A 24196-nucleotide genomic window follows, 5' to 3' on the forward strand; every position below is an offset into this window, starting at 1 on the left:
TCGGGTTCTCAAGACTGGCAGAAGAACAGGCACGGCGAAAGGACCCGGATGCCCTCCCAGACCACGGCACGGCGGACTCGGCCGACGACTCGGCTGACCGAGGCCGACTGCGACCTCGACGCGTTCCGCTCGCTCGTCGAGCAGCAGACCGACGCCGCCGACCACCCTCGCGCGGAGCGCGTGGAACAGAACGTGCCCCTCTACGACAGCGACCGGCTGCGCACCCTCGCCACCACCGACGAAGGCCGCATCGGAATCCAGGACGAGCTGGTCGGGGCGCTGCTCGACGGCCCGGGTGTCGTCGTCCTCAAGGGCGCGTTCGGCGACCCGGACGTCGTCGACCGGGCCACCGAGGCCTTCACGGCCCTCATCGAGGAGGAGCGTGCGAGCGGGACCGCTCGCGGCGACCACTTCGCCCGGCCGGGCGCCAACGACCGCGTCTGGAACGCGCTGGACAAGATGGCCGTACGGGCGCCGCAGGTGTTCGCCGACTACTACGCCAACGACCTGCTGGCGCTGGTCGCCGAGGCCTGGCTGGGCCCCGCCTACCAGGTGACCTCACAGGTCAACGTCGTCAACCCGGGCGGCGCCGCGCAGAGTGTGCACCGCGACTACCACCTCGGGTTCCTCTCCCAGGAACGCGCCGCCGGCTATCCGGCGCACGTCCACCGCCTGTCGCCCGTCCTCACCCTCCAGGGCGCCGTCGCCCACTGCGACATGCCCGTCGAGTCCGGCCCGACCCTCTACCTGCCGCACTCGCAGAAGTTCGAGCCCGGCTATCTCGCCTGGCGGCTCCCCGAGTTCGTCGGGTACTTCGACGCCCACCACGTCCAGCTCCCCCTGGACAAGGGCGACGCGGTCTTCTTCAATCCCGCGCTCTTCCACGCCGCCGGGCACAACCGCTCCACCGGCATCCGCCGCATGGCGAACCTGCTCCAGGTCTCCTCCGCCTTCGGGCGCGCGATGGAGACGGTGGACCGCGAGGCGATGGCGAACGCCGTCTTCCCGGTGCTGCTGCGCCGCAAGGCGGAGGGCGTCTCGCAGGACTGGCTACACCGGGTGGTCGCCGCCACCGCCGAGGGCTATCCCTTCCCCACCGACCTGGACCTCGACCCGCCGGTCGACGGTCTCGCCCCGCCCTCCCAGGCGGACACCCTCCGACAGGCCGTCGACGAGGGCTGGACCCCCGAGCGGCTGCGCCGGGAACTCCGCGCCGGCGCCGAACGCCGCCACGGCTGAAGGGAACACCGCACTCATGGCACTTCTTCAGGACAAGGTCGTCCTGGTCAACGGCGGCAGCCAGGGCGTGGGCGCCGGCATCGTGCGGGCGGCCGTACGCGAGGGCGCGGCCGTCGTGCTCACCGGCCGGCGCCCCGAGGTGGGCGGGAAACTCGCCGCCGACACCGGCGCGCGCTTCGTACGGGCCGACCTCGCCGACCCGGCGCAGGCCCGCGACTCCGTCGCACGCACCGTGGAGGCGCACGGCCGGATCGACTGCCTGGTCAACGCGGCCGGCCTGACGTCCCGCGGCTCGCTCCTGGACACCACACCCGAGTTGTTCGACCAGCACATGGCGATCAACCTGCGGGCACCGTTCTTCGCGATGCAGGCGGCGGTGGCCGACATGAAGGCCCGCGAGGCACCCGGCACCATCGTCAACATCATCTCCAACTGTGCCCACGGGGGCCCGCCTTTCCTGGCGCCCTACTCCGCGGCCAAGGCCGGACTCGCCGGGCTGACCCGCAACGCGGCCCACGCCCACCGCTGGGACCGGATCCGGATCAACGGCCTCAACATCGGCTGGACCGACACCGAGGGCGAGGACGCCGTCCAGCGTGCCTTCCACGACGCCGACGACGACTGGCGGGAGAAGGCCGCCGCCGCCCAGCCCATGGGCAAGCTCGGCCAGGTCGACGAGATCGCCGACTTCGTCGTCCTGCTGCTCTCCGACCGCAGCGGGGTGGTGACCGGATCCGTCATCGACTGGGACCAGAACGTCTTCGGCGGCATGGACTGAGTACGCCGCCCGCCGTGGACCCCTTGCTCAATCTATCGATTCTCGATAGATTCCCATCGTGAGTCGATGGAAGGATGGGCTGTGGGAAAGCTGACCGTACGCGCGCTGCGCGCCGTGCTCGCGCTGGTGCTCGGTGGCACCGTGCTCATACAGGTCATGATGCTGTGGACGCTGGTCAGCGGGAACGACCCGGAGGACGGAACGCTCCCGCTGACCGCGTTCCGCCTGATCACGATCCTGGGCATGGCCTCGGTCCAGGTCGCTGTGGTCTGCGTGTGGCGGCTGGTGACGATGGTGCGAAGCGGAACCGTGTTCTCCCACGCCGCCTTCCGGTACGTGGACGGTGTGATCGGCGCGATCGTGGCGATCGCGCTCCTGTGGTTCGCGGTGACCGCCGTCAACGCGCCGGGCCAGCGGGACGACCCGGGCGTCAGCGTCATCATGGCCGGGATCGGCGTGGCCGTCCTCGGGGTGGCGCTCATCGTGCTCGTACTGCGGATGCTGCTCGCCCAGGCGGTCGCCCGCGACGTCGAGGCGACGCAGATGCAGGCCGAGCTGGACGAGGTCATCTGATGCCGATCGCCGTCGACATCGACGTGATGCTGGCCAGGCGGAAGATGTCCGTGGGCGAACTCGCGGACCGGGTGGGGATCACCCCCGCCAACCTGGCGGTCCTCAAGAACGGCCGCGCCAAGGCAGTGCGCTTCGCGACGCTCGCCGCACTCTGCGAGGTCCTGGAGTGCCAGCCGGGCGACCTGCTGCGCTGGGAGGCCGAGGACGACGAGGAGGAGACCGTGAACGGCCGGCCCACCCCCGCCGCCCCGGGCTACCAGATCAAGCACCAGTAGTCGCCGTAGTGCCCGATGCCGATGCGCCCGACGCGGGGCACGAGGTTCGGGTTCGGCTGCCCCACGGCCGACAGCGAGCAGACCGGGTCGCCGACCACCTGGGCGGCGGCCATCCGTTTGGCGGCGGCCACGGCCTCCGGCGACGTGACCCAGGTGGTCGTTCCCGGTCCGCTGCCGGTCGTCGTCGGGGCCGGAGTCGCCGGAGTCAGGGGCGCTGATGTCCGCGAAGGCCGCGCGGTGAGCGGGGGCGGGGGCGGGCTCGGCCGCGTCAGCGTCGGGGACGGCGGGGGCGGGCTCGGCCGGGGCGAGGTCACGGACGGTCTGGGGGTCGGCGTGTGGGGAGGTGCCGGCTTCGTGGTCGGCGTGTGCACGGGCGGCGGCGGAAGAGCCGAGGTCGTTCCGTGGGGGGCCGGACGGGTGACGGTCGGCACCAGCGCAGTCGGTACCGGGGCGGTCGGCACCGGGGCGGTCGGCGCCGGCGGCACGGTCCGGGTCGGCCGGGGCGCGGGAGTGTGCGTGGGCCTCGGCGTCGCCGGGGTCGCCGGGGCCGGTGAGCGCGTGGCCGACGGTCGCGGCGAAGGGGACAGGGACGGACTCGGCGTCGACGTTGACGCCGACGCCGACGCCGTGGGGGGCGGCGTGGGTGACGGCGTCGCGTGGGGGGCGCTGCCGCCGCCGGACGACAGCAGCGCCCAGGCCGCCAGACCGCCCCCCAGGGCGACCACGGCCGCTCCGCCCACGATCCACGGAGCCCGTCGCGGTGGCTGCCGGTGCCGGTTCATGATTCTCACTGTCTATCCGAACGCCGACGGCCTCAAGCCGGGGCCGTCGGCGAACCCGCGAAGACGGACGGCCGCAGAAGCGTGCGTCACAGGCCCCGCAGCACACGGTCGAGGGCCGCCCGGCCCACCGGCCCCCAGTGCGGCTTGCCGCCGGGAATGCCCCGGTCTCCGTTCTGCCCCATGAGCATCAGGAAGAGGCTCCTCATGGCCGCCAGCCCGCGGGCGCGCCGGATCGCCGCCTCGTCCGCTTGCGCGTACCTGTCGAAGAACCGTGTGGCCGTACCCGCGGGTAGCAGCGCCCATGCGGCGGCGAGGTCCAGCGCCGGGTCTCCGGCGAACATGTCACCGAAGTCGACGATGCCCGAGAGCGTTCCGTCCGAGACGACGACGTTCGCGGGATGGAGGTCGCCGTGCACCCACACCGGCGGGCCCTCCCACACGGGGGCCGCAACGGCGTCGTCCCAGACGGCCCGGACGTCGGCGGCGATGTCGTCGGGGACGACGGCCCGGAAGAACTTCTCGAAACCGTCCGTGCAGTCCCTGGGCGGGGCACCGCGGTCCGTGGCGCTCGGTGCCTCGGCGGGCGCCTGCACGTGGAGCGCCCGGAGAAAGCCCGCCAGCGTGTCGGCCGCGTGCGCGCCGCGGGTGATCGAGCCGTGGTCGAGCGGCTCGCCGGGAACCCACGTCATCACGGTCCAGTGCTTCGGGAAACGCTCGGAGGGCGAACCGAACCGCACCGGGGTCGGCACCGGGAGCGGCAGGCGCGGCGCCAGCACGGGCAGCCACCGCCGCTCCTTCAGCTGGCGTTCCGGGGTGGGATCCATGCGCTGCATGCGCACGGCCAACTCGTCCCCGAGGCGCCACATCTGGTTGCCCCAGCCGCCCGCCACCTCGCGGACGGCCAGCCCCGCAAGGTCCGGATGCTGCTCCCGCAACAGGTCGCGGACCAGGTCCGCGGTGATCTCGGTCTCGGTCTCGTTCATGCGAAGTCACCGTACTTGTCGGCCGTTTCGGAGGCAGCGCTCCGCGTCACTCCCGGTGCCGGCGGTCAGCGCCTCGGCGGCTGTTCGATCGCGCCGCCCCGGTGGGGTGTCGGGATATAGCCCTTCGTCCCAGGGGGCAGAGCGTCGAGGCACGCCTGCGAGCAGGCGTTGACCAGCATCGGCAGCACATCGGTCGCCACCGCCCGCGAGAGCCATGCCTGGTGCGGGCCCGTCGCCGGGACGGGCCCGGTGCAGACACTGCAGGTGCGGGCCGCGGTGGTGCCCCAGCGGGCGGGCGCCAGGCCGCCGAGGTCCAGGACCGTGTCGCCGGGCGGGAGGAGCCGCGGGAACGGTGGCCGGTACTTGTGGTTGCCGTAGATCGAGCGCGTGCTCACCGTGCTGTTCGCCAGCCGGGCGCACCGCGTGACCTCGTACGGGAACCAGTGCAGCCGTCGTGAGGTGTAGGGGCTGAACTCCTCCAGGCTTGTCATGCCGCCGATCTCCGGAGGTATCCGGACCAGGTTGCTGCCGTACAGCACGAGGGTCCGCACCGCCGTCAGCCGCCCGATCGACGCGGGCAGCGTGACGATCTGCCGCCGTTCGTCAGGACTGAGTTCCGGCAGCGGGCGGAACTCCTCCCGCCCGTCTGCCGCCGCCTCCTCGATCAGCTCCAGCAGCCGGAGCCAGCCCGGAGCACCGGTGTCCTGGATCTCGGTGTGGAAGGACACCGTCGCGCCGGGCGGACTCACCCGGCCCTGGCTGAAGCAGTCGCAGTGGTCCTGTGGCACTCCGGGCCGGGAATCCACCGCCTCGGGGAAGCGGTTCGGGAAGACCTGCGCGGGCAGCTGTTCGTCCGTCATGGCGCAACACTAGGGAGTCGGTGCCCGGTGCGGCACCGTCTGCCGGTCAGGCCCAGGGCGTCACAGGTGACGGCGTCGAGGTCTAGGCAGAGGTTCTGCGCGAAAGGGGAGGATCGGGGCCGGTGCGTCATGTTCGGCGTAGGCCAGACATTGGCGGCGCGGCGCCACTCGAGAATCGTTGCGTCGGCCCGCGAGGACTCGACCGCCGTCTATGAACTGGCAGGCGGGTGTGTGGCCGGCCTGGCACGAGCAGCGCGGCGGATCCTGACACGGATACTGGCCAGGCAGAACAAGTTACTGGCCAAGTTGCGGAACTCCGCCGCGCAATGAACTCGCGAATCAGCCGGGCTCGGTGTCCGGGATCACCTCGCTGCTGCCCGCCCGCGTGGGCCTGCCTCAATTACGGCGTGCCCCGCGAGCGGATCTGCTCGCCGGGCTGAGGTGGAGTCCGCACTGGCGACCGTCGACGTGGTGGGCGCTCGCCGCGCTGTTCAGCGGATCCAATCTCCCGGTGTCGCGGTCAACCGGTGCCACAACGATGGTCCTCCTCGGCGCGGAGATGGATCACCCCGCCAATGGGGGGGCGGTTCGTCTCGGGTGCTGCGAGTTCGGTGGAGGTGATCACGAGGACTTCCGCGGACGCCACCGCGAAAGCTGCGCGCGCCGTAGCCGTAGTCACCTCGCGTACGAAGCCAGTCTCAGTTTCGGAATGCTTGCACAGGCGAGAGCGCCGCTCCCCTTTGCCAGAGAACGAATACTCCTTGTACGCCGGCAAAACGGGCCATCTCGCAGATGCACCTGCCCGCCGGCTATCGATGGCATCGACTGCGAGTCGCGCCATACGGTGGACGACTGGCACAACAGCTCGCAGTGCGAAAGACCGGCAGAGACGAGGAAGCCCCGTGGAAGCGGAACTGGTGAGCCTGGTCGGAACCGGAGCGACGACGCTGGTCGCTCTCATGGTCACCGATGCCTGGGAACAGGCGAAGCAGCGCGTAGTGCGGCTCCTGGCACGCGGCAGTGACGGCAACGCCATCGCCGTGGACCTGGAGGAGTCCCGCACAGCTCTGATCGCAGCAACAGGTACCCGTGACGAGGGGGACCACGCCTCCGACCTGACGGCCTCGCTACGGCTCAGGCTGCGCCGACTGGTAGAGCAGAACCCCGACGCGGTACCCGAACTCCGTGCCTTGGTTGAGGAGTTCGCCTCCAGAAGCCTCATCGACCCCTCAGGCACCGTGCGCAACAGCATCACCGGCGGCACGCAACATGGCCCAGTCGTCCAGGGGCACACCTTCACGCACCTGACCATCAACGCTCCTGGGGACACCCCTCCGGATCGAACTGGCTGAGAAGAAGGCCTACGGCGGTGCCCCTCAGCGGATTTTCTCTCACCTGTGGGTATCGACTCCTTGTACGGAAAGGATCTACTCAGGGCTTCGGTACTGACAGGCGTTTCGGGGGGACGAGTGCAGGGGCACGAGTTCGGTGCGCACAACGAGTTGAGCGGCACAGTGCACGGCGCGACCGTCCAGGCGGGTGTGATCTACGGCAGTGTGCACATCGGTTCCGAGGCGAATCTCGCCGGAGGGACGCCCTGGCAGCTTCCATCCGCAGGACACATGGTCGACCGGTCACCGGAACTTGAGGCACTGGAGCGGCACCGAGCTCGTGCCCTGCGAGAGGGGCGCCCCATCCTCACCGCGGTAAGCGGTCTGGGCGGCGTCGGCAAGACCGCCCTCGCGCTGAGATGGCTGCACGCACTGCGCCCCCACTTCCCAGGCGGCCAGCTCTACGGGGATCTCGGGGCGCAGGCTGCCGGTGGGCCGACGATCCCGGCTGAGGTACTCGGACGGTTCCTGCGTGCCTTGGGTGTTCCTGCGCAACAGGTTCCCGCGACACTTGCCGAACGGACAGCAATGTACAGGTCGTTGACCGCAGACCGACGGCTCGTGGTATTGCTGGACGACGCCGCGACCGCGGCGCAGGTGCGCCCGTTGCTGCCCGGTTCCGGAAACGTGGCAGCGGTGACCAGCCGTAGTCGACTGCCTGGACTGACCGTCGACGGCTGCTATCCCATCCATCTGGAGTCGCTCGCTCCCGAGGCCGCGGTGGAACTGCTCGACCACACCCTGTCCGACGGCCGAGTGGCAGCACAGCCCGATGAAGCACGCACCCTGGTCGACCTGTGTGCCGGGTTGCCCCTGGCCGTTCGTGTCGCCGGTGCGCTGCTCGCCGCGAGGCCGCAGCGGCGTATCACGACAATGGTGCGCACCCTTACCGAGGAGCATGACCGTCTGGAGGCGTTGGCGATCGACGGCGACCACGACGTGCGGGCGACGCTGGATCTGTCCTATCGATCTCTCTCACCTTCGGCAGCCCGCTTGTATCGGCTGCTGGGACTGCACCCCGGCCCGGAGTTCGGGGGCCCGGTTGCTGCCGCCGTGCTCGCCGGCGAGCAGAACGCCACCGACCTGTTGGAGACCCTGCATGACGCAAGCCTCCTCGTCGACGCCGGAGAAGAGCGCTATCGCTTTCACGATCTCGTACGCCTGCACGCTGCCATGATGGCGCAGGAAGACGAATCGCCCGAAGATCGGGCACAGGCAGCCCGTCGTATCGCAGACCTCTATCTCGTGAGCGCCACACACGCCGAGGGAATCATCGACCCGCAACATCGCACCATGGCCCGTGACTACGGTCCCGGGCCGTTGGTCACAGCGAGTGTGGGTGACGACGCGGAGGCCGCACTGGACTGGCTGGAGCAGGAACTGCCCAATCTGATGTCGGTGATCCGCCATGCCCGAACCGAAGGGTTCCCGACGATCGCATGGCAGCTCGCCGACGCCTTGTGGCCTCTCTTCCTCCGGCGCAAGTTCTACGACGACTGGCACGCCGCACATGAGGAAGGACTGGCAGCGGCAACGGAGCTCGGAGACACGGTGGCGAAATGCCGGATGCTCACCTCTGGCGGAGTCGGGGAGCTCGGCTCTGGAAACCATCTCCTCGCACTGGAGATGTTCGAGCGTGCGGCCCACCTCTTCTCGCATCGCGGCGACCGGCTAGGCCAGGCGCGTACGCTCAACTACCGCGGACTCGCAGTGCAACGTCTCGGACGACCGAGCGAGGCCGCCAGACTCTTTCGGCTCGCCGCTACGGAGCTGCCGGCTTGCGGAGATCCGCGGGCCGGCGCACTGGCCCGGCTGAACCTCGCGGACATCGCCCTCACCACCGGACAACCGGAAGAGGCGGTCCGACAAGGCGGTGTCGCCCGCGTCGAACTTCGGAACGCGGGCGACACGTACAACACCGCACGGGCGGACACACTGCTTGGGCTCGGGCATCTCGCGCTGGGGCGGCCAGGGAAGGCAGAAGAATGCCTGTCCGCGGCGCTGACCACGCTGCGTAACATGACCGCGAACTACGAGATCGCCCGTGCCGTCGAGGGCCTTGCAGTGGCCGCCGAGCAGCGCGGGAACGCGCGCGCTGCCCAGGACCACTATCGCAACGCCATGGCTCTCTACTCCTCTGTGGGGCGGTCCCGGCAAGCGGAGAACGCCGAGTCCGCGTTACGCCGACTCCAGGAGTCGGATCCTGCTGAGCCCGGTGACTGAATCCGAAGGACCCACAGCGGGGTTGCTCCGAACTCCGCAGCCGGCAACCCGGCCGTCAGCCACGCATGAGCCAGCGAGGTCAGAGTCGCCCACACGTCTTCCGGGTCACCGGAACCTTCAACTTCGAATTCACGCACCACCCTCTCGGGACCGAGGCACATCCAGCAGCGAGAGCCCTCGTACACCGCGGCCACCAGAACGCCCGGATGGGATACCGCCGTTGCTGCGGCCCTCGTCGCCCCTTGGCCGTGCTCGAGCAGTACGTCGCTGAGCTGAGACCAACGGGCGGCGGCGGGAAGCCGAGCTCTCCGGTGCTCATCCTCGATCAGGGCTCCGGATACCGGGTTCACCAGCACGACATGTACCTGGCGTCCCGAGGTCATAGCACTGTCACGCTGCCCGGTTCGTCGTACCGGACCGTCAGGGGGAGGCGCGCCGGCTGTATCGTCGTGCGCGCGGCAGGAGGCCGAAGGTGCAACTTGCGATAGAGCAGCGCGCGCATCTTGTGCGCGAAGCGGCCGGGCTCCGACGAAATGCGGGCGGCGACCCGCTCGTACCGACGCGAGCGGCTGGTCCCGGAACTCCGCTTCAGCTGGGGAAGCATCGGACGGTCCCCGTACAACCGCGGTGCGAAGGACATGAGCTCGGCAAGAGGAGAGCCCGGATCCACGTCGGCGTCGGGCTGGCCCGCCATCAGTACCGGCACACCGGTCATCGCACCGTAGAGCGAAACCGAACCGTGGTCGCCCACGACGTAGTCGGCTGCGACGACCGCCCCGGCCCAGTCTCCGTGTGGACTGACCAGGATCAGCCCTGAGCGCGCCAGACCGGCGAGCCAGGCACGGACCTGCCATCTGCCGTGCGCGTTCCAGACGTGGGGATGCAGGAGCGCGGCGATACGGAACTCGTCGCGCGGTAGCTCGCCGACAAGTCGTTCCAGGATGTCCCATCCCCGCCCCAGGAGTGAGTCGGGTCCCCAGGTAGAACACACGAGGACCAGCCGCTGCCCAGCCCTGGTCCCCAGGGCGTCCCGGTAAAGCGCCCTGAAGCCGAGGCTGGCCGCGATACGGTCGTAACACGGATCGCCCACCACCTCCGCCGCCGGCACGGCCTCGGGGCACTCACGACCGAGTCTGGTCAGCTCTTCGTGATGGGCCAGGACGATCGCCTCGGGGACGACAGCGCCGTCTCGCACGAGTCGCTGTCGGCTGAGGCCGTACACACCACGCTGTGCGGCCGTCACACCGTTCCGGTCAGCTGGGGTGATCTTGTTGTGTCCGGCCCCGTGAGGAAGCACGATCACGGGTGCATGCAATTCATGGAGACTGCCGTGGCTTGCGGCCAGTGCGAGGTCGAAGTGCGTCTCCACCGCCTGGCCCCACGGAAGTACCAAGCCGCTCAGCTTTTCCAGGAACTCGCCCACACCATTGCTGAACACATCGGGCGCCTGCGTGAAGATGATCTGTACCCTGACATCGCCTTCCAGTAGATGTATCGCGTCGAGGAGCCTCTCCCCCGCGATCACCGTGTGAACCACAACCAGGACTCGCCTGCGAGTCCGACGGGTGGCCCAACGGTCGACGTCCAGCCGTACCGGCACATGCCGCCAGTGCGACTCGGACTGTGTCACGCTCATCGTCGTATCCCCCGGTTCCCTTCGTGCGTTCGATGGCTTCACCGCGGCTTCCGCGGCCTCGACTGAGGGGTGCCCGGGAGACGGGATGGCGGACTTGCAGGAACCTTGCACTCCTGTGGACCTCGGCTTGAACACGCCCCTGTGCGCCTGACACGCCCCCGTGCGCCCCTGTCTCCCCCGCACTCATCGCTGAACATTTGAGTGAGTGACGCACATTTGTGCGGACACTGTCGAAGGTGGCAGGCAGAAGCGCACCCGTCGGGGGTGATGGTGGATCTTCTCGCTCTGGGACCTCTTGAGCTGTGGCACTGCGGGCAGCAGTACCAACTCGGTTCTCTCAAGGAACGCTGCGTGTTGATCGCGTTGCTGCACTCTCGGGGTGAACCAGTCTCCGTGGACACGCTGATGGATCGCGTCTGGAATGGCGAGCCGCCACCAACCGCTCTGGATACGCTCAACAGTTATCTGTCTCGCCTGCGCAGGCGGCTGCGCCGGGCGGTGGGCGACGAACTGGCACAGGTAGCGCACCCCTCACCACGGCTTTACCAGTTGCGCGCCGATCCGGAAGACATCGACCTGCTGCGCTTCCAGCGCCTGCGTACGGACGCGGCGGCGGCAGCGAAGCGGGGCGAACGCGAGCTGGCCATCGGGCTGTTGTACACGGCCGAAGCGCTGTGGCGGGGCGAACCGTTGACCGAGTTCACCGACAACGCCTGGGCGCTGTCGGCACGTTCACGGCTGATCGAGGACCACCGCCGGGTGCGGGAGGAGCGGATCGGCCTGGAAATGGAGTTGGGCCGGCACGCGGACCTGATCGGCGAGCTCCAGGAGCTTGCGTCGCAAAGTCCCTTCGCACAGAAGGTGATCAGCTCGCTGATGCTCGCTCTGTACCGCTCGGGACGCCACGACGAGGCCCTTGCCGTCTACCGGGACACACGCGAAAGGCTCCACGAGAGCCAGGGCATCGAACCGGGGGTGGAACTTCAGGACCTGCATCTGCGCATGCTCGGCCAGGACCGCACCCTCCTGCACACGGAGATGTCGCCACCCGACTCGACAGTGCTACGGGAATCCCGCAACTGCCTGCCCAGAGACACCCGGGACTTCACCGGGCGGGCCGGAGAATTGCGCATCCTGCTGGAGCCGACCGAGTGCGAGCCGACTACCGCCCTACCGGTCACCTTCGTATACGGTATGCCGGGCATCGGCAAGACCGCGCTAGCGCTGCATGCCGCGCATAGGCTGTCTGCCGACTACCCCGATGGCCAGTTCTTCGTAGACCTCATGGGTTACAGCAGCCCACAGCCGCTCGACCCGACGGAAGCCTTGGCCATCCTCCTGCACTCGACCGGTTGGTCAGGCGACCTGCCCGACACGCTGGAGCAACGGGCGGCCAAGTGGCGGGAGTGGACCGCGCGGCGACGCGCCCTCGTGGTGCTCGACAACGCCAGGGACGTCGGCCAGATCAGGCCTCTTTTGCCCGGCAGCCCCACCTGCCGGGCCATCGTGACCAGCCGCAGCCGACTGGCCGAACTCGACAGTGCCACCTCGGTATCTGTTGACGCCCTGTCCCAAGCGGAGGCGGCCGCTCTCTTCACACGCATCGTCGGCCCTGCGAGAGTATCCACAGAGCCCGAAGTCCTGGTGAAGCTCGTTGACGCGGTCGGGTGCCATCCCCTGGCCCTGCAGCTCATAGCGAGCCGCTTCCGCCACCGGAATTCCTGGGCCGTACAGGACCTGCTCGACCGTCTCACGGGCGCAACCGGATCGCTCGAAGAATTCGACGAACGGATCTTGGCTGTCTTCCAGTTCTCGTATGCCGAACTCAGCCTTTCCGCCCAGCAGTTGTTCCGTCAGCTCGCACTGCACCCTGGTCCCGACATCACTCTGCAGGCGGCAGCGGCCTTGGTCGGACCGAGCCTGCGGAGTGATCCGAAGCCGCTGGAGAGACACGTCGAGGAACTCCTCGACTTCAGCCTCTTGGACGAGCCGGTGCGCGGGCGGTTCCGATTCCATGACCTGACCCGGGCCTTCGCTCTGCGGACTGGCGCAGTGACGCCTTACCAGAACACCCGTCACGCGTCGGTCGGCCGTCTTGTCGCCTTCCATCTCACGACTGCCCAACGGGCCGACCGGCTGGCCCATCCCCACCGTCGAGCTCTCTCCCTGAGTCCAGAGCAAACCTCCCGATACGCTCTGGAGTTCTCCGACCCGGACGAGGCCTCGGTGTGGCTCACGGTGGAACGCGCCAATCTCCTGGCAATCGCCCGTACCGCGGCGCTGGAGCACCCGGAGTATGCCGGACTGCTCCCCAGCGTCCTAGCACGCTCCCTCAAGTTGTGGGGAACGTGGGAGTTCGCGGCAGACTTGTTTGACGCGGCTATCCCGGTTCTCCGATCCTCCGGCAGCCGCTCCGTACTTGCTCGCGCCCTGACGGACCGGGCCGAACTGCTGGCACAGCGAAACCACGGAGAGGCCTTACGCTGCGCGACCGAGGCTCTCTCGATCTACGAGGATCTGAGCGACGCCAGCGGTCGCGCCGACGCACTCCTTCAGTCGGGCCGCGCTCGGTTCGCAGCCGGCCGCGGCGGGCCGGCCATGCTCGCCCTGGAACAGTCGCTGGCTCTGTACCGCGAGGTCGGCGACCGGTCCGGAGAAGCCGAGAGCCTCAATGTGCAGGGGGCGCTGCTGTACTACGCAGGCCAGTACGGCGAGGCCCTTCAACGGGTACAGCTCATGCAACACATTTACGAGACGTTACCGGACCCGTACGGACTGGCACAGGCACTCAACAACCGAGGAGAGCTGCACTATCTCCAAGGACGCTACGACGAAGCCCGTGACTGCTACGAACAGTCCCTGGTCCTGATGCGTGAGCACGGCGGCCGCCAGGAGCTCGCGATCCTCGACACCAATCTAGGTGCGGTGCATCAGGCCGCAGGACACACGGACCGTGCTCTGGCCTGTTATCGCAGAGCCCTTGCCGCCCACCAGACCAGCGGCGATGTTCTGGGCGAGGCCGATACCCTGATCAGCATGGGGATGGCCCACACGCAGTCGGGGCGCAGGGGCGAGGCGCTGTTGCACTTCACCATGGCGGAACAGGTCGCTGCCCGTATAGACAACCCTTACGAGCGGCTGCGGGCGTTGATCGGGGCAGCGGACGTCCAGCGCGAATCCGGAAGGCTCGGGATCGCGCGCCACGGCTACGAAGAAGCTCTCGGGGTGGCTCAGAGCGTCAACTTTCCCTTGGGCTCGGCCCACGCACTCGCCGGCCTGGCCCGGACGGCTTTCCTACGCCCTGACGGCACCGACCAAGCCCGGCAGTACGGCAAGCAGGCGGTCGCACTGTACCGGCGCCTCGGAGCCGACAACGAGGCGGACCAGTTGCTTCAAGTGCTGGCGGGGCACGCGTCGACCGGCTCTTGAACTCATCTTCAGAAGCCGGTCGACGCGCGCTGTCACCACATCCAGCGAAGCACCACCACTGACACGGAGGCGACGCCCATGACGTGGAAAGCGGCGGGGCAAAGCTTCAGGAGAGTCTTCAAGTTGTCCCTCAATGCGTGCGGTTTTCCCTGGTCAAGCGCGGATGATCACCGGCTCGACAGACCGTAGCGGAGACACCAGGAGCAATACTGCCCATTTGCGAAAGCCCAACAGGCGTGGTAGGAGCGATGCGATCATCAAGAGATGATCAGTTGTCAGAACTTGTCGTTCGCAGCGCATTCCCCTGGTCGTGGATCGCCGTCAGGCTGTACAGCCCACAATCATCCGGATTCAGTGAGACGGGCTGCCCTGCGCCGCTGCCCGGCATCAGCGAGGACGGGCAGGGTGTAGCCGATGCAGGATGGGTCAAGGATGCCGACGGGACGATCCGATCGATTCGGTCCAGGATGTCGTCATGGAACCGGACTCAACCGCAGCGAGCAGCGCCGGACTCCTCCCGTGCATTGGTGTCGGTACGGTTCCCGGCGAGCGGCCGGCCGACCACGACGACAAGGCGGGTGTCGGCATCAATGACAACCTGGTGATTGGTGGAGTACCGGTAGTTCTTCGACCGCTCGGCGATGGCGTGGTCGCGGGTAGGGACCAGGGTGCCGTCCACGATGAGCGCGGTGTCCTTGACGAAGCATCTGCGGGGCCGGAACCCGAGCCTGGGTCCGACGTAGTCGATGATACGGTCCGCTGCCGACTTCGAGATCCCGAACAGCGGGGCAAGCTGGCGCACCGTAAGGTTCGTTCGCCAGTACGCCGCATCCAGCAGGGCCCGGTCCTCAAGCGGAAGACTCCGCGGCTGGCTCTGTGGACCGCGCCCGCACCCCTGTGCCGCAGAACCGTCACCAGCCGCCAAAGCGCTGTCGCACCTCGCGTTCTTGCCTGCCGCCGGCGTCTCCAGCTAGTCCAGCAGCCGCTCCAGTTCCATACCTGCCAAATATCGCATTTCCCTGCGACGGATGTCCCGCTTCGATACTTTCCTCGCATGGTCAACGCCGCTGAAGCCGCCGTCGCAGTCACCGAAGCTGTCGCCGCAGGCGCAGCCACAGGGCTCCTCGACCGCGTACGCGAACGCGTCAGGGCGCTCGTCTCCGGTGTGCCCCGGGAAGTCCAGGACCGGTACGCGGAGGAGGCTGCCGACCACGCGGTCCTACTCAGGGAGGAAGCTCTCTCGCTGGAGGACATCGCCACCTACTGGAGGGTCAGGCTCATCCAGCACAACCTGACGGTCGACAACTCGACCTCCACCGTGACGTTCGGCGAAGTGCACGCTCAGACCAACTACAACGTGGGCAGAGACTTCAGCGGCACCATCAACCTCTGATGGGCGACAAGCACCTCTCCTTCCACTCCGGCCGGGACACCCACGTCGTGATCAACGAAGTGGCGAAGGAGTTCCCCGAGGTCGCGTCAGCCCTCAACCGCCTGGACACAAAGGTCCTCAAGGACTTCTCTAACGCATTGTCGAACAAGATGAACTGGTCGATGGCCGAGATGTTCAGCCAGGCGGCCAACGGTCTGAGCATGGATATCCTCGAAGGTTTCGCCAGCACCGCGCATCTGGTGGATTCGAGGCGGTTGGAAGACTTCTCACGGGCCGTGAACTACCTGGAGAGCGATCCCGCGGTCTCGGACCTTGGCCGGGTCCTGGAGGACATGAAGAAGCTGGTGGAGACCAAGAGGGAAACGCTGTCCCTCATCGCCGAAGCAAACCGAGGGCTCGCGGAAGCGAAGAATTCCCTCGTCAAGCTGGACGTGGTAGCCCTCGCGGAAAGGTATCACCGGCAGGAGGAGCTGGGTAAACGGCAGTACACCGCGAAGCTGAAGAAGCTGGAGCAGGAGCTTCAGGACTGGAAGACCCGATGTATGTACGCGGTCGGCATCGCGGCGATCGCCGTTTTCCTGTTCCTGCACTGAATGATAGTCAGAAGATCGTGAACCTGTGGTGCAGCGCATCCCGCGCGACCAGGTCGTACATCCAATTGCGGTGGTACCCATCCCCCCGCTCGATGTGCTAACCCATTTCTTTGTCGGCGGGCAAAGGCCCGGAAGCCGCTGGGACTTGGGCGGAGAGCACTCGCTCGGCCTCGCTTGGGCGGAAAAATCACGGTGTGGCTGGTGTGATTGCGGTGTGAGAGCCGTCTTGGATCGCCGCATCTTCAGGGCTGAGATTTCGCGCTTTCGGGAAGCTGGTGACCGTGCTGCGACGTGAAGGTACCGATATGGTGTCCGCAAGGGCCAGCCGTGGAGCCTCCCGCTGGAGGACCGGGCCCTGCTGGTGGCCGCGTACTGGCGTACGGACCTGACCATGTGCCAGCTCGCCCCGCTATTAGGTGCGTCCAAGTCGGCGGCGGACCTGATCATCGATCACCTCGGACCGAAGCTCGCACTTCAGCGCCGTCAGTTTCTCACCAAGGGCACCGTGCTCATCGTGGATGGGACCTTGGTCCCCACCCGGGACCACATGATCACCGAGCCATCGACGCCGACACTCGGCGCGTCGTCATGATCGGTCGGCCACTCGCCGGGAACCGCAACGACTGCAGGGCCGGGGAGGAGTCCAGCGCCAAGGCCGCGGTCGGCAAGACCCTCGTGATCGCCGACGGCGGCTACTCGGGCACCGGACTCGTCATCCCGCACCGTCGCGAGCGCGTCCAGCCCGAACTCCCGGACTGGAAAGAAGAGCACAACTGGTCTCACAAGCCGGTCCGGGCCCGGGGCGAACACGTCTTCGCCCGCATGAAGACCTGGAAGATCCTACGCGGCTGTCGCCTCATGGGAGACGGTGTCCACCACGCGATGCTCGGCATCGCCCGCATGCACAACCTTGCCCTCATCGGACAGGCAAGGGCCGCATGGCGACCCACCCCTCAGTGGCTCAGCAATCATTTATGGGACAGCCCTTAAACGGTGTTACACAAGGCTGTGAGCAGGCCGATGACCGCGAGGGGCGGCACGCTGAGCGCCAGATCACCGCAGACAGCCGCTTGACCGTGCGGAACGCCTTCCCACTTACCGGCAGTGAGATCACCCCTGGTTCCCCCATGACGTTTGTCGGAAAGATGCCCGGATCGTGGTGACGGTGTCCGTAGCCTGCACAGCTCCGAACGATGGCCGACCTGCCGACCGTGCGGGTAATCAATCGGTCGCACGGCTTGGGGTAGCGGCCTGGTCAGCCAATTCGATCGACGGCACCGTCCTGTCCACCTCGATGCCCGCGGTGGCCGGCCTGCTCACCAACCGGCCACCCCACTCCCATCTCACCGGGTCCAGTGCACAACCAGTGCACGTTTTCGCGGTATCTCCCGGGAAAACCCAGGAACTGGAGGGGAGTCCTCCGCTGCTGCTGGCACATCCACCCAGGTCAGCGACGCCCCAGCTCAAGCCCAGGCCGTCACCGGTACGAAGGAGCTGTCCTGGCGGAACAGGTCCGTGCCGTCCGGGATGTCCACGCGGAGCTGGTAGTTGTAGTGGCGCAGGTAGCGGCCGGGGTAGTTGTACGACTCGAAGCGGACCGAGCCGTCGGCCGAGCCCGTGCGGGCGATGAACGTGGCGTCCTGGGCGAACGTCGTGGTGCCGTCGTTGGCGTCGAAGCGGCCCCGGAAGTCGTAGTGGCGGAGGTAGTTGCCACTGGCGTCGCGGAAGGAGCAGCCGTTGGCGTCGGCGAGGCCCGCGACGACGGTGAAGGTGGCCGCCTGCTTGTCGGCGGTGGCGCTGGAGCTGGTCACCACCGGGAGGTTGAGGAGGGCGGACACCTCTTCCCAGTACCTGGTGGGGTAGTTGGCCGACCGGAAGGAGCGGGTCGCGTTCTTCGTGACCGACGTGCCGCCGGACACCGTCTCCTTGATCACCGTGAAGTGCCGGGCCGTACCCGAGAGGGTCGGCAGGGCGGTCGGCGTGGACCACGTGGCGAACGTGTCGTAGCTGTCGCTGTAGTAGTAGGTGCCGTCGCCGTAGCCGTCGAAGAAGATCCGCCAGCCGCCGTTGTCGAGCTGGATCACCGAGGGACCCTCGCGGTAGCTGCCCCAGCCCGCCCAGTCGCCGGTCCTGGAGATCGTGTAGGGGCCCTTGAGGCTGGTCGCCGTGCCGTACTCGATGTACTTGGCCGTCTCGTTCTTGGTGAAGGCGTGGTACGTCGAGCCGATCCGCACGATGTACGTGTCGATGTGGTTCGTGCCGATGCCGGACAGGGCTACCGGTGAAGTCCAGGCGGTGAGGGCCGAGTCGGTCGCCGTCAGGAGGTACGGCGTGAAGATCCACTCGTCGTCGGTCGTCGAGCAGGACACGATGACGTTGACACTGCCGTCGCTGTCGACGAACCACTCGGGCGCCCAGGCCCGGGACAGGTTCGCGAGGGGGACCGTGTAGTCGTACAGGAAGCTCCAACCGACCCGGTCGGCGCTGCGGGCGAAGCCGATCGTGGTGCTCTCGTCCTCCCAGGTGTGGGTGGTGTAGGTGACGTAGTAGTAGCCGTCCGTGTGCCTGAAGACGCTCGCGTCGCGGATGCGGTTGCTGGGCGGGGTGTAGGCCGAGGCCTGCAGGAGGCGGAAGTCGGTGGCGTCGTCGGACTGGTAGACGTTCACGGTGCCGTCGTCGCTGTCGAGGAACGGGACGATGGTGTAGCGGGTCGCGTAGCCGCTCGCGGGGGCGGCGGCGTCGGCCGTGCCGAGCAGGCCGGGCAGTTCGCCCAGGGCCAGGGCCGTCGCGGGCAGGGCGGCCAGGGCGCGCAGCAGGGTGCGACGGGACGGGGCGGGGGGACGTGTGGTCACGGCGGCTCTCCGGGGGGCTCGTGCAGACCCGGACACGGCGAAGCGTCCGGTATTTCGAACTGAGTTCGATAAGTCGACGCAGAAAGTAGAAGTCACGCCAGGTGCACGTCAATGCTTTGCGCAGGACTGGGGCGCAGCTGGACGCCGGCTGTGCGAAACCTGTCCTGCCGGAGCCGGATCGACGTTACTCTCCGGTAAACGCCGCGCCCGGAGGTGGGTCACCGCATGCCGTACGACCGTTCCGCAGGCCTCGCCGAGTCCGTGCGCGCGCTGGCCGCAGGTGAATTGACGTCCCGTCAGCTCATCGAGGAGTGCCTCGCGCGGATCGAGGCCACCCAGGGCTCCCTCAACGCCTTCCGGATCGTGCGCCGTTCCGCCGCCCTCGCCGAAGCGGACGCCGCCGACCGTGAGTTGGTGGCCGGGGTGCGCCGGCCGCTGCTCGGGGTGCCGGTCGCGGTGAAGGACGACACGGACGTGGCCGGCGAGCCGACCGCCTTCGGCTGCCCGGGCGAGTTCCCGCCCGCGGCGGAGGACGGCGAGGCGGTACGGCGGCTGCGCGCGGCCGGGGCCGTGATCGTCGGCAAGACGAACACATGTGAGCTGGGGCAGTGGCCGTTCACCGAGGGGCCGGCCTTCGGCGCCACCCGCAACCCCTGGCAGCCGGGCCACACGCCGGGCGGGTCCTCGGGCGGGTCGGCCGCCGCCGTCGCGGCGGGTCTCGTGCCGGCCGCCCTCGGCTCGGACGGCGCCGGATCCGTGCGCATCCCGGCCGCCTGGACCCACCTCGTCGGCATCAAACCGCAGCGCGGTCGCATCTCCACCTGGCCGCGCGGCGAGTCCTTCCAGGGCATCACGGTCAACGGCACCCTGGCCCGCACGGTCGCCGACGCGGCCCTGCTGCTGGACGCGGCGAGCGGGAACCACCCGCAGGACCCGCACCGGCCGACCCCGTTGACGCTCACCGACGCGGTCGGCCGCGACCCCGGCCGGCTGCGTATCGCGCTCTCCCTCAAGCCGCCGTTCACCGCGCTCCCCGCGCGCCTCCAGCCGGAGGTGCGCACCCGGGTCCTCGAACTCGCCCAGAGGCTCGCCGCGTTGGGCCACACCGTCGAGGAGGCCGACCCGCCCTACGGGCAGATCGGGCTCACCTTCGTCCCGCGTGCCACCGTCGGGATCGCCGAACGGGTCCGCGAGGCCCCGCACCCGGACCTGCTCGACCCGCGCACGCTGGAGGCGGCCCGCCTGGGCCGGCTGCTCGGCGGGGCCCCGCTGCGGGCCGCCCGGCGCGCGGAGGCCGCCCTGCGCGGCAGGATCGGCGCCTTCTTCACGTCGTACGACGTCGTCCTCGCGCCGACCACCGCCGCGCCCCCGCCCCGCGTCGGCGCGCTGCTGGGCCTCGGTCAGTTCGCCACCGACCGGGCGATGATCGCCGCCTGCCCCTACGCCTGGCCGTGGAACGTGCTGGGGTGGCCGGGGGTGAACGTGCCGGCCGGGTTCGTCGGGGACGGGCTGCCGGTGGGCGCCCAGTTGCTCGGGCCGGCGGACAGCGAGCCGCTGCTCGTCTCCGTCGCCGCCCAACTGGAGGCCGAACTGCGCTGGCACGAGCTCTGGCCGCCGCAGGCCGCGGCCGTCGACGCCCCGGCGGCATAGGAGCAGGCCACTTTCCCCTCGCTTGACCTGCCCGTACCCTCTGACCATGGACGATGCGGCGATGGTCGGGCTCGTGGGGCGGGTCAGTGGAACGGTCGGGCCCGGGCTCGTCGGCGAGGTGATCGTCCGGGTCCGCGGCGGCGCCGAGCACTTCCTCGCGTACGCCGCCGACGGCGCCGGCCGGATCGAGCGGGGCACCGTGGTGATGGTGGTCGAGTACCTGCCGCCGCGCACGGTCTACGTCACGCCCGCGTACGACAGTTGAGCGCGCTAAGCCCCAGGTGAGGGGCGTATGCGTCAAGATTGCAACAAGGAATCGTCAGCGTCTTCACCCGGCGCCCGCGCGGGCGCACACTCCCTTCGTTCGGTGCCGAAAGGGCACCATTCAAAGGGGGCGTATGCCGATGGTTGTCGGCGTCGTTGCGGGGGTGGCGGTTCTCGCCGTTCTCGTGCTGATCGGTGTGTTCAAGATGATGTGGCGGGTCGCCGAGCCGAACGAGGCGCTCATCATCTCCGGTTCGAAGCATCGGACCGAGGGGCTCGAAGAGGGCATGGGGTTCCGGATCGTCACGGGGCGGGGCACGCTGGTGCTGCCGGGCGTGCAGGCGGTGCGCAAGCTGTCCCTGGATCTCAACGAGACCGAGTTGTCGGTCGACTGCGTGACCCAGCAGGGCATTCCGCTGAAGGTGCGGGGCGTGGTCATCTTCAAGGTGGGCGACGACTTCGTGTCGATCGCCAACGCGGGCCGCCGCTTCCTGGACCAGCAGAAGATGATGTCCGAGCGGGTGCACAACGTGTTCGCGGGTCATCTGCGGTCCATCGTGGGCGGGTTGACGGTCGAGGACATGATCCGCGACCGGGACAAGCTCACCGGGCAGACCCGGGCCGCCTGCGGCACCGAGATGGAGAAGCTGGGGCTCATCGTGGACTCCCTGCAGATCCACGAGATCGAGGACCCGACCGGGTACATACGGAACCTGGCGATGCCGCACGCGGCGGCCGTGCAGCGGGACGCGCGGATCGCGCAGGCGGAGGCGAACCGGCTCGCCACGGAGGCGGAGCAGCAGTCGTTCGCCCGGATGGCGGAGGCCACCCGGGACAGCGAGATCCTCCAGGCCGGCTACCAGGCCGAGCGGGACAAGGCGGCGGCCCAAGCCCGCCAGGCGGGTCCGCTCGCCGACGCGGCCTCCCGGCAGGAGGTCGTGGTCCAGGAGACGCGGGTCGCCGAGCTGGAGGCGCAGCGGCGCGAGCAGCAGCTCCAGGCGGACGTCCGCAAGCCGGCCGACGCCAGGGCCTACGAGAAGCGGACGCTGGCCGAGGCCGAGCGTGACGCCCGTATCTCGGCGGCCCAGGCCAAGGCGAAGGAGACGGAGCTGGCGGCGGCGGCCGAGGCGACCCGGGTCAAGGCGGCCGCGGGCGCCGAGGCCGAGGCGACCAAGTCCCGGGGTGCGGCCACCGCGGCGGCGACCCGGGCCACCGGTGAGGCCGAGGCGGCAGCCGCGCAGGCCAAGGGGCTCGCGGAGGCCGAGGCGGCCAGGGCGAAGGGACTCGCGGAGGCGGAGGCCATCAAGGCCCGTGCCGCCGCCCTCGCGGAGAACCAGGAGGCGGTCGTCGCCCAGCAACTCGCCGAGAACTGGCCGGAGATCGTCAAGGCGGGCGCGTCCGCCTTCGGCAACGTCGACAACATGGTGCTGCTCAACGGCGCCGACGGCATGGCCGAGTTGTTCGCCAAGGCGCTCACCATGGGCGGCACGGGGCTCGGTCTCGCCCGTCAGCTCCTCGCGTCGATGAACCAGAACGGGCAGACGCCGAACGGGACTTCACCGGCCCTCAACGGGGTCACGGCCCCGCCGTCGCAGAAGGTGCAGGTGGAGGAGGGCGGCGAGTAGCAGCCGGCGAACGACCGGAGCGCAGGGGTGCCCCCGGCCGCGGCCGGGGGCACCCTCGTTCACCTGCCGCACCTCGAACGACCCGACATGATCGCCGAGTTGGTCGAGGCGGAACTGCACCGCCCGGGCACCCCGCCTGTTCTCGCAGGCTGAGGCCCCTTAGGGTGCCCTCGTGACTGCGTATATCGACGACGAGAACATCCCCGGCCGGTACGGCCCCACCGCGACCGCCGAGGCCGACCCGCGCGAGGTCGGCCCGGTGCGCACCGAGTACTCCCCCGCCCACGACGGCGACCCCGACCCGGGTGAGATCGTGTGGACCTGGGTCCCGTTCGAGGAGAACGACGGGCGGGGCAAGGACCGGCCGGTGCTGGTCGTCGCCCGGGAGGCGGAGGGCACCCTGCTCGCCGTCCAGCTGTCCAGCAAGCGGCACGACAACGACCGCGAGTGGGTGGCGATCGGCAGCGGGCCGTGGGACCGCACCGGACGCGACTCCTGGGTGGACGTGGACCGCGTCCTGCGCCTGCACGAGGACGGCATGCGCCGCGAGGCCTGCGCACTCGACCGCGGCCGCTTCAACCTCGTACGCCACCGGCTGCACGAGCGCTACGGCTGGAAGTGAGCCGCTAGTCGCGGACGGCGACGGTCCGGAACGCCTCCGCGAAGGCTCCCCGGACCGCGGATCCCGGCGTGCGGTCCAGGACCCCGAACACCACGTGTGCGAAGGTGCCCGCGAACCGTCCGCCGGGGCCGAGCAGCTCCCGGAAGGCGCCCGCGACCTGCGCGGGGTCGTTCTGGAACACCCCGCAGCCCCAGGCGCCGAGCACCAGCCGCCGGTAGCCGTGCGCGGCGGCCACCTCCAGTACCCGCTCGGCCCGTACGGCGAGGGCAGCCGGCAGTTCACCGGCGCGCTCCGGAGCCGTACGGCGGATCACGCCCGCGTTGGGCGCGGCGGCGGTGAGGAAGCCCGCGCGGTAGGGCTCGGCGAGCAGTGCGCCGCGGTCGTCGCGGAAGACCGGGACGGCCGGGGAGTGGATCACGCGGTCCGTGTAGAAGGGGTCGCGGTGTGCGCGGTGGTGGTCGTAGTAGGCGGCGGCCTCGCGCACGCACGTGTACAGCGCGGAGGCCCGGCACAGGGCCTCCTCCTGCGCCTGGGCGCCGTTCAGGTAGCCGCCGCCCGGGTTGCGGGCCGAGGCGAAGTTGAGCACGGCCACCGGCGCGTCGGCGAGTCGGCGGGCGGCCTCCAGGCTGCTCTCGCCGGTGACCTCGAAGACGGTGTCCGCAACGGCCGGGACGGGATCGCGATCCGGGGACGGCGGGACCGGCACCGGTTCCGGGCCGTACAGCCGCGTCCCGGCCCGTGCGGCAGCGATGTCGGCGGCCAGCGGGACCTCCCGGCCGTCGGGCGCACGGTAGCTCCCCGCCGCCACGATCTCCTCGGTCTGCCGTGCGATGCCGCGCAGGCGCGCGCTCATGGCGCCACCCCCGTGGACGCCATGGCCGCGGCCCGCGCGGCCTCCCCCGTCGTGCTCATGCACGCATCCTGGGCGATGCTGGTGGTGCCGTGCAACGGAGTTTCCCTGGCCCGAAACCGGCTGGAAACAGGCAACGAAGGAGCAACGAAGCGGCGAGGAAGCAGAGGTTACCGAT

At 69.1% G+C, this 24196-nt stretch carries 19 protein-coding genes and 2 pseudogenes; 14 read left to right on the plus strand and 7 right to left on the minus strand.

Going from position 1 to position 24196, the window contains the following annotated elements; genetic code table 11:
• Positions 1-48: 48 nt before the first annotated feature.
• The 4 genes from AB0D74_RS22510 (at position 49) to AB0D74_RS22525 (ending at position 2865) form a co-directional block, all read left to right on the plus strand.
• Positions 49-1239 (plus strand): phytanoyl-CoA dioxygenase family protein, encoded by a 1191-nt coding sequence (locus AB0D74_RS22510; protein WP_362589640.1) that lies wholly within the window; start codon positions 49-51, stop codon positions 1237-1239.
• A gap of 16 nt (positions 1240-1255) precedes the next feature.
• Positions 1256-2017 (plus strand): SDR family oxidoreductase, encoded by a 762-nt coding sequence (locus AB0D74_RS22515; protein WP_362589643.1) that lies wholly within the window; start codon positions 1256-1258, stop codon positions 2015-2017.
• An 81-nt stretch (positions 2018-2098) separates the two neighbouring features.
• Positions 2099-2590 (plus strand): DUF2975 domain-containing protein, encoded by a 492-nt coding sequence (locus AB0D74_RS22520; protein ID WP_362589646.1) that lies wholly within the window; start codon positions 2099-2101, stop codon positions 2588-2590.
• Positions 2590-2865 carry a helix-turn-helix transcriptional regulator gene (locus AB0D74_RS22525; RefSeq protein WP_362589649.1) on the plus strand — a complete coding sequence of 92 codons (276 nt, stop codon included), beginning with the start codon at positions 2590-2592 and terminating at the stop codon, positions 2863-2865. Before AB0D74_RS22520 ends, AB0D74_RS22525 begins: the two co-directional genes overlap by 1 nt.
• On the opposite strand, the gene AB0D74_RS22530 is transcribed toward AB0D74_RS22525, so the two are convergent.
• The 3 genes from AB0D74_RS22530 to AB0D74_RS22540 form a co-directional block, all read right to left on the minus strand.
• Complete coding sequence (locus AB0D74_RS22530) at positions 2844-2996, minus strand: hypothetical protein (protein ID WP_362589652.1); 153 nt, start codon at positions 2994-2996, stop codon at positions 2844-2846. The two genes, AB0D74_RS22525 and AB0D74_RS22530, sit on opposite strands and share 22 nt — an antisense overlap.
• Positions 2997-3733: 737 nt before the next feature.
• Positions 3734-4630: an aminoglycoside phosphotransferase family protein gene (locus AB0D74_RS22535; protein ID WP_362589655.1), complete on the minus strand. Its 897-nt coding sequence runs from the start codon at positions 4628-4630 to the stop codon at positions 3734-3736.
• A gap of 65 nt (positions 4631-4695) precedes the next feature.
• On the minus strand, positions 4696-5490 hold the full coding sequence (locus tag AB0D74_RS22540) for a leucine-rich repeat domain-containing protein (RefSeq protein WP_362589658.1): 795 nt from the start codon (positions 5488-5490) through the stop codon (positions 4696-4698).
• Between the two features lie 902 nt (positions 5491-6392).
• Here AB0D74_RS22540 and AB0D74_RS22545 point away from each other — a divergent pair.
• The gene (locus tag AB0D74_RS22545; RefSeq protein ID WP_362589661.1) at positions 6393-6842 is read left to right on the plus strand and encodes a hypothetical protein; all 450 of its coding nucleotides are present in this window, start codon (positions 6393-6395) and stop codon (positions 6840-6842) included.
• A 117-nt stretch (positions 6843-6959) separates the two neighbouring features.
• The gene (locus AB0D74_RS22550; protein ID WP_362589664.1) at positions 6960-9104 is read left to right on the plus strand and encodes an NB-ARC domain-containing protein; all 2145 of its coding nucleotides are present in this window, start codon (positions 6960-6962) and stop codon (positions 9102-9104) included.
• A 379-nt stretch (positions 9105-9483) separates the two neighbouring features.
• Here AB0D74_RS22550 and AB0D74_RS22555 read toward each other — a convergent pair whose 3' ends face one another.
• Positions 9484-10740: a hypothetical protein gene (locus AB0D74_RS22555; RefSeq protein ID WP_362589667.1), complete on the minus strand. Its 1257-nt coding sequence runs from the start codon at positions 10738-10740 to the stop codon at positions 9484-9486.
• Between the two features lie 267 nt (positions 10741-11007).
• Between AB0D74_RS22555 and AB0D74_RS22560 the strand changes: the two genes are divergently transcribed.
• A complete protein-coding gene (locus AB0D74_RS22560) occupies positions 11008-14169 on the plus strand; it encodes a BTAD domain-containing putative transcriptional regulator (RefSeq protein WP_362589670.1) in 3162 nt (1053 codons plus the stop codon).
• Between the two features lie 502 nt (positions 14170-14671).
• Here the strand turns inward: AB0D74_RS22560 and AB0D74_RS22565 are convergent.
• Positions 14672-15090 (minus strand): annotated as a pseudogene (locus tag AB0D74_RS22565) (transposase family protein); the annotation flags it as partial.
• A 133-nt stretch (positions 15091-15223) separates the two neighbouring features.
• On the opposite strand from AB0D74_RS22565, the gene AB0D74_RS22570 reads away from it, so the two are divergent.
• The 3 genes and pseudogenes from AB0D74_RS22570 (at position 15224) to AB0D74_RS22580 (ending at position 17145) form a co-directional block, all read left to right on the plus strand.
• On the plus strand, positions 15224-15562 hold the full coding sequence (locus AB0D74_RS22570) for a hypothetical protein (RefSeq protein ID WP_362589673.1): 339 nt from the start codon (positions 15224-15226) through the stop codon (positions 15560-15562).
• The gene (locus AB0D74_RS22575) at positions 15562-16155 is read left to right on the plus strand and encodes a hypothetical protein (protein ID WP_362589676.1); all 594 of its coding nucleotides are present in this window, start codon (positions 15562-15564) and stop codon (positions 16153-16155) included. The genes AB0D74_RS22570 and AB0D74_RS22575 overlap by 1 nt, the downstream gene beginning before the upstream one ends.
• A 230-nt stretch (positions 16156-16385) precedes the next feature.
• Positions 16386-17145 (plus strand): annotated as a pseudogene (locus AB0D74_RS22580) (transposase).
• 473 nt (positions 17146-17618) lie between these two features.
• On the opposite strand, the gene AB0D74_RS22585 reads toward AB0D74_RS22580, so the two are convergent.
• A complete protein-coding gene (locus tag AB0D74_RS22585; protein WP_362589679.1) occupies positions 17619-19007 on the minus strand; it encodes a glycoside hydrolase family 43 protein in 1389 nt (462 codons plus the stop codon).
• A gap of 225 nt (positions 19008-19232) precedes the next feature.
• On the opposite strand from AB0D74_RS22585, the gene AB0D74_RS22590 reads away from it, so the two are divergent.
• The 4 genes from AB0D74_RS22590 (at position 19233) to AB0D74_RS22605 (ending at position 23168) form a co-directional block, all read left to right on the plus strand.
• Positions 19233-20657 (plus strand): amidase, encoded by a 1425-nt coding sequence (locus tag AB0D74_RS22590; protein ID WP_362589682.1) that lies wholly within the window; start codon positions 19233-19235, stop codon positions 20655-20657.
• A gap of 46 nt (positions 20658-20703) precedes the next feature.
• Entirely contained in the window at positions 20704-20922 is a 219-nt protein-coding gene (locus tag AB0D74_RS22595; RefSeq protein ID WP_362589685.1) for a hypothetical protein, read from the plus strand.
• 133 nt (positions 20923-21055) lie between these two features.
• A complete protein-coding gene (locus AB0D74_RS22600) occupies positions 21056-22546 on the plus strand; it encodes an SPFH domain-containing protein (protein ID WP_362589687.1) in 1491 nt (496 codons plus the stop codon).
• A 172-nt stretch (positions 22547-22718) separates the two neighbouring features.
• Positions 22719-23168, plus strand: a complete 450-nt coding sequence (locus AB0D74_RS22605; RefSeq protein WP_362589690.1) for a type II toxin-antitoxin system PemK/MazF family toxin — start codon at positions 22719-22721, stop codon at positions 23166-23168.
• A 4-nt stretch (positions 23169-23172) separates the two neighbouring features.
• Here the strand turns inward: AB0D74_RS22605 and AB0D74_RS22610 are convergent, their stop codons facing one another.
• A complete protein-coding gene (locus AB0D74_RS22610; RefSeq protein WP_362589693.1) occupies positions 23173-24021 on the minus strand; it encodes a TIGR02452 family protein in 849 nt (282 codons plus the stop codon).
• Positions 24022-24196: the final 175 nt, after the last annotated feature.

This window comes from Streptomyces sp. NPDC048278 (assembly GCF_040652195.1).
In the GTDB taxonomy this organism is placed as follows: Bacteria; Actinomycetota; Actinomycetes; order Streptomycetales; family Streptomycetaceae; genus Streptomyces.

Bases quoted from the DNA above. Each gene is read 5' to 3' on its own strand.
- AB0D74_RS22510 (WP_362589640.1), top strand. From the start codon at position 49: ATGCCCTCCCAGACCACGGCACGGCGGACTCGGCCGACGACTCGGCTG.
- AB0D74_RS22515 (WP_362589643.1), top strand. From the start codon at position 1,256: ATGGCACTTCTTCAGGACAAGGTCGTCCTGGTCAACGGCGGCAGCCAG.
- AB0D74_RS22525 (WP_362589649.1), top strand. From the start codon at position 2,590: ATGCCGATCGCCGTCGACATCGACGTGATGCTGGCCAGGCGGAAGATG.
- AB0D74_RS22535 (WP_362589655.1), bottom strand. From the start codon at position 4,630: ATGAACGAGACCGAGACCGAGATCACCGCGGACCTGGTCCGCGACCTG.
- AB0D74_RS22540 (WP_362589658.1), bottom strand. From the start codon at position 5,490: ATGACGGACGAACAGCTGCCCGCGCAGGTCTTCCCGAACCGCTTCCCC.
- AB0D74_RS22555 (WP_362589667.1), bottom strand. From the start codon at position 10,740: ATGAGCGTGACACAGTCCGAGTCGCACTGGCGGCATGTGCCGGTACGG.
- AB0D74_RS22560 (WP_362589670.1), top strand. From the start codon at position 11,008: ATGGTGGATCTTCTCGCTCTGGGACCTCTTGAGCTGTGGCACTGCGGG.
- AB0D74_RS22570 (WP_362589673.1), top strand. From the start codon at position 15,224: ATGGTCAACGCCGCTGAAGCCGCCGTCGCAGTCACCGAAGCTGTCGCC.
- AB0D74_RS22575 (WP_362589676.1), top strand. From the start codon at position 15,562: ATGGGCGACAAGCACCTCTCCTTCCACTCCGGCCGGGACACCCACGTC.
- AB0D74_RS22590 (WP_362589682.1), top strand. From the start codon at position 19,233: ATGCCGTACGACCGTTCCGCAGGCCTCGCCGAGTCCGTGCGCGCGCTG.
- AB0D74_RS22595 (WP_362589685.1), top strand. From the start codon at position 20,704: ATGGACGATGCGGCGATGGTCGGGCTCGTGGGGCGGGTCAGTGGAACG.
- AB0D74_RS22600 (WP_362589687.1), top strand. From the start codon at position 21,056: ATGCCGATGGTTGTCGGCGTCGTTGCGGGGGTGGCGGTTCTCGCCGTT.
- AB0D74_RS22610 (WP_362589693.1), bottom strand. From the start codon at position 24,021: ATGAGCGCGCGCCTGCGCGGCATCGCACGGCAGACCGAGGAGATCGTG.